The sequence below is a fragment of the Kineococcus vitellinus genome (assembly GCF_009906315.1).
GTDB lineage: Bacteria > Actinomycetota > Actinomycetes > Actinomycetales > Kineococcaceae > Kineococcus > Kineococcus vitellinus.
Window position 1 is genome coordinate 1 of record NZ_JAAALL010000383.1, and the last position, 3,438, is coordinate 3,438.

General features: G+C 78.7%; 4 protein-coding genes. 3 read left to right on the plus strand and 1 reads right to left on the minus strand.

Annotated elements, in window-relative coordinates; all coding sequences use genetic code 11:
* Window positions 1-21: 21 nt before the first annotated feature.
* Window positions 22-726, minus strand: a complete 705-nt coding sequence (locus tag GTQ99_RS21215; RefSeq protein ID WP_205707955.1) for an ATP-binding cassette domain-containing protein — start codon at window positions 724-726, stop codon at window positions 22-24.
* Window positions 727-920: 194 nt separating this feature from the next.
* Between GTQ99_RS21215 and GTQ99_RS27265 the strand changes: the two genes are divergently transcribed.
* From GTQ99_RS27265 to GTQ99_RS21230, 3 genes are all read left to right on the plus strand, one after another.
* Window positions 921-2,051 (plus strand): histidine kinase, encoded by a 1,131-nt coding sequence (locus tag GTQ99_RS27265; protein ID WP_166617683.1) that lies wholly within the window; start codon window positions 921-923, stop codon window positions 2,049-2,051.
* Entirely contained in the window at window positions 2,048-2,713 is a 666-nt protein-coding gene (locus GTQ99_RS27270; RefSeq protein ID WP_166617684.1) for a response regulator, read from the plus strand. The genes GTQ99_RS27265 and GTQ99_RS27270 overlap by 4 nt, the downstream gene beginning before the upstream one ends.
* Before the next feature lie 113 nt (window positions 2,714-2,826).
* A partial coding sequence (locus tag GTQ99_RS21230) for a four-carbon acid sugar kinase family protein (protein WP_166617685.1) occupies window positions 2,827-3,438 on the plus strand: 612 nt, incomplete at its 3' end.

The following is a 3,438-nucleotide window of genomic DNA, read 5'->3' on the forward strand; positions in this document are numbered from 1 at the left end:
GGGCGGACGGGGCGGAGGCGGTCATCGCGGGTCTCCAGCGGAGGTGTCGGTGAGGGTCAGGTAGGCCGACTCGAGGTCGCCGCCCCCGGCCAGTTCCCCGGGGGCGGCGTCGGCGACGCAGCGGCCGGCGGCGAGGACGACGACCCGGTCGGCGTGGGCGGCCGCCTCGGTGAGGTCGTGGGTGGCGAACAGGATCGTCGCCCCGGCGGCGGTCGCGGCGCGGGCCTGGGCCCAGAACGCGCGGCGGGCGAGGACGTCCATGGCGGCGGTCGGTTCGTCCAGCAGCAGCAGGTCCGGTTCCCCGACGAGGGCGAGGGCCAGCAGCAGCCGCTGGCGCTCACCGCCGGACAGCGCCGTCACGGTGCGGGTGGCGCGGGTCGTCAGGCCGGTGCGTCCCAGCACCTCCGCGACCGGCAGGTGCCGGGGGTAGGCGTGCCCGACGAGCCGGACCAGTTCGCGCACGGTGACCTGCTCGGGCAGGCCGGCGGACTGCAGCATCGCCCCGGTCCGGGCGCGGGCCGCGGCGGGCTCGCCGCCCAGGACGCGCACCCGGCCGGCCGTGGGCCGGACCAGGTCCAGCAGCAGTTCGAACGTGGTGCTCTTGCCGGCGCCGTTGGGTCCCAGCAGGGCGACGACCTCGCCCTGCCGCACCCGCAGGTCCAGCCCGTCGACGGCCCGCACGGTGCCGTAGGTCTTCACGACCCCGTCCATCTCGATGACGTCCACCCGGTCCTCCACCCCTGCTCGTCCCTGCTCGTCCCCGGTCGTCCCGGGTCGTCCCGGGTCGTCCCGGGTCGTCCCTGTCGGTGCCCACGACGGTAGGCAGGAGGCGGGTGCCGCCCGAAGTGCCGGAGGTCACCGGCTGGACCCGTGACCTCCGGCAGGGGCGGGACGGGCGCCGTCGCTCCTACGATCCCCTCGTGTTCTCCGGGGCCCAGGAACGCTCGACGGCGCTGACGGGGTACGTCGCGCTCGCGGCCGTGGGCGCCCTGGCCGCGGTGGGCGCCTGGGACGGTCCCCCCGGCACCCGGGCGTGGTGGTGGCTGGCCTACGGGGTGTTCGTGCTCGCGTTCGTCGTCGACGACGTCGCCGGGACGGGGGCACCGGGGTCCCGCCCGCGCTGGGCGTCGACCCGCGCGCTGCTGGCCGTGGACGTCGCCGCCGCGCTGGTGGCCTGGTGGCTCGCGCCGCAGGTGGAGTGGACGGCGATCCTGTTCGTCGTCACGGTGGTGCCGGCCGCGCTGAGCCTGCCGCCGGTCGCCACGGCCGTCCTCATCGCGGTGCAGAGCGCCGCCGTCGTCGCCGGCGCGGCCCGGGTGGGCGGCGCCGGCGACGAGGTCGTGGCCGTGGCCGCGCTCTACGGCGCGTTGCAGGTCTTCGCCGCGATCGTGGTCGTGGCCGGTCGCCGGCAGGCCGAGCAGCGCGCCGCGCTGGCCGCGGCCCACGCCCAGGTGCGGGCCGCCTCGGCGCTGCTGGCCGCCTCCAGCCGGGACGCCGAGCGGCTGCGCATCTCGCGCGAGCTGCACGACGTCGTCGGCCACGGCCTGACCGCGCTGGCGCTGGAGCTGGAGGTCGCCGCCCACCGCGCGCAGGGCCCGGAGCTCGAGCACGTCGAGCGGGCCCGCGGCATCGCCAAGGACCTGCTGGGCGACGTGCGCTCCGTCGTGGGGGACCTGCGCGGGGAGGTGCGGGGGCTGGAGAGCGCCCTGCGGGAGGTCGTCGGCCGCGCCCCCGGCCTGCAGGTGGTGCTCACCGTGCGCGAGGAGGTGCCGGTGGGTCCCGAGAGCGCGCTGGTCGTGGTGCGCGCCGCGCAGGAGCTGCTGACGAACACCCTGCGCCACGCCGGGGCGCACCGCGCCACCCTCGACGTGGTCGCCGACGCGGGCGGGGTGCGGCTGCGCGCGCACGACGACGGCCGCGGCAGCCGCCGCCTGCGGCCGGGCAACGGCCTGACGGGCCTGGCCGAGCGGGTCGAGGACGCCGGCGGGAGCGTCCGCTTCAGCACCGCCCCGGGCGAGGGGTTCACCGCCGAGCTGCAGGTGCCGGCGTGAGCGGGCCGGTCCGGGTCGCCGTCGTGGACGACCAGACCCTGGTGCGGCAGGGGATCCTGCGGCTGCTCGCGCTCAGCGACGCCGTGCGGGTCGTCGGGGAGGGCGAGGACGGCGACCAGGCGCTGGAGCTCGTGGCCCGCGGGGACGTCGACGTCCTGCTGCTGGACCTGCGGATGCCGCGGCGCGACGGCATCGCGACGCTGGAGGCGCTGCGCGAGCGCGGGGAGGTGGTCCCGGTCCTGGTGCTGACGACGTTCGACGACGACGAGCTGGTCCTGGCCGCGCTGCGCGCCGGGGCCCGCGGCTACCTGCTCAAGGACGTCACCCTGGAGCAGGTGCTGTCCGCGATCCGCACGCTCGCGGACGGCGGGAGCCTGCTGCAGCCGGCGCTGACCGACCGGCTGCTGCGCGCCGTCACGAGCCGGCCGGCCGCACCGGGCGCAGCGGCCGACCTGGGGGTCCCGGCACCGCTGACCCCGCGCGAGCTGGACGTGCTGCGCCTGGCCGCCGCCGGGTGGTCGAACAAGGAGATCGCCGCCGCGCTGCACCTGGCGCCGGGGACGGTGAAGAACCACGTCACGGCGGTGCTGCTGAAGCTGGGCGTGCGCGACCGCACCCGGGCGGTGCTGCGGGCGCTGGAGCTGGGCCTGCTGGACGGGTGAACGGCGCGGGCCCCGGCGGTCGGGGCGGGAGCGCGGCGGAGCCTGCTTGCGCCCGCTGCGGGCGCGTGCTCCCCTGACGAGCGGACGACGAGGCGAGGCGGAGGACGCGGGCGGTGAGCGGGAACGACCACGGGCACGAGCGCGCGTCCACCGCGCCGGTGCTGCTGCTCGCCGACGACCTCTCCGGCGCCGCCGAGGCCGCCCTCGCCCACGGCGGCCCCAGCACGCTGCTGCTCGACCCGGCCGCCGACGCGCCCAGCGCCGAGGTCCTCGTCGTGGACCTGGACTCGCGCAGCGGCCCGGCCGGCGCGGCCGCCGCGGGGCTGGCGGCGGCGTTGGAGCGGCACGCGCTCGGCCCCGGCGGGCAGCGGCGGCGGGTGGCGCTGAAGGTGGACTCCCTGCTGCGCGGGCACCTGGCCGCCGTCGCCGCTGCCGCGCTGGCCACCGGCGCCCCGGTGGTGCTGGCGCCCGCGCTGCCGGTGGCCGGGCGCACCGTGCGGGGCGGCGTCGTGCACGTGGACGGAACACCCCTGCACCGCACGGACGCCTGGCACGCCGAGCACGCGGCGCCACCGGTGTCGGTGGCCGCGGCGCTGGCTGCCGGGTCGAGCACCGGAGCACCCGGCGTGCCGGCGCGGGTGCTCGACCTGGACGCGGTCCGCTCCGGCGAGGCCGGGCTGGGCGCGGCGATCGCGGCGGCCGCGGCGCGGGGGGCGGTGGCGGTC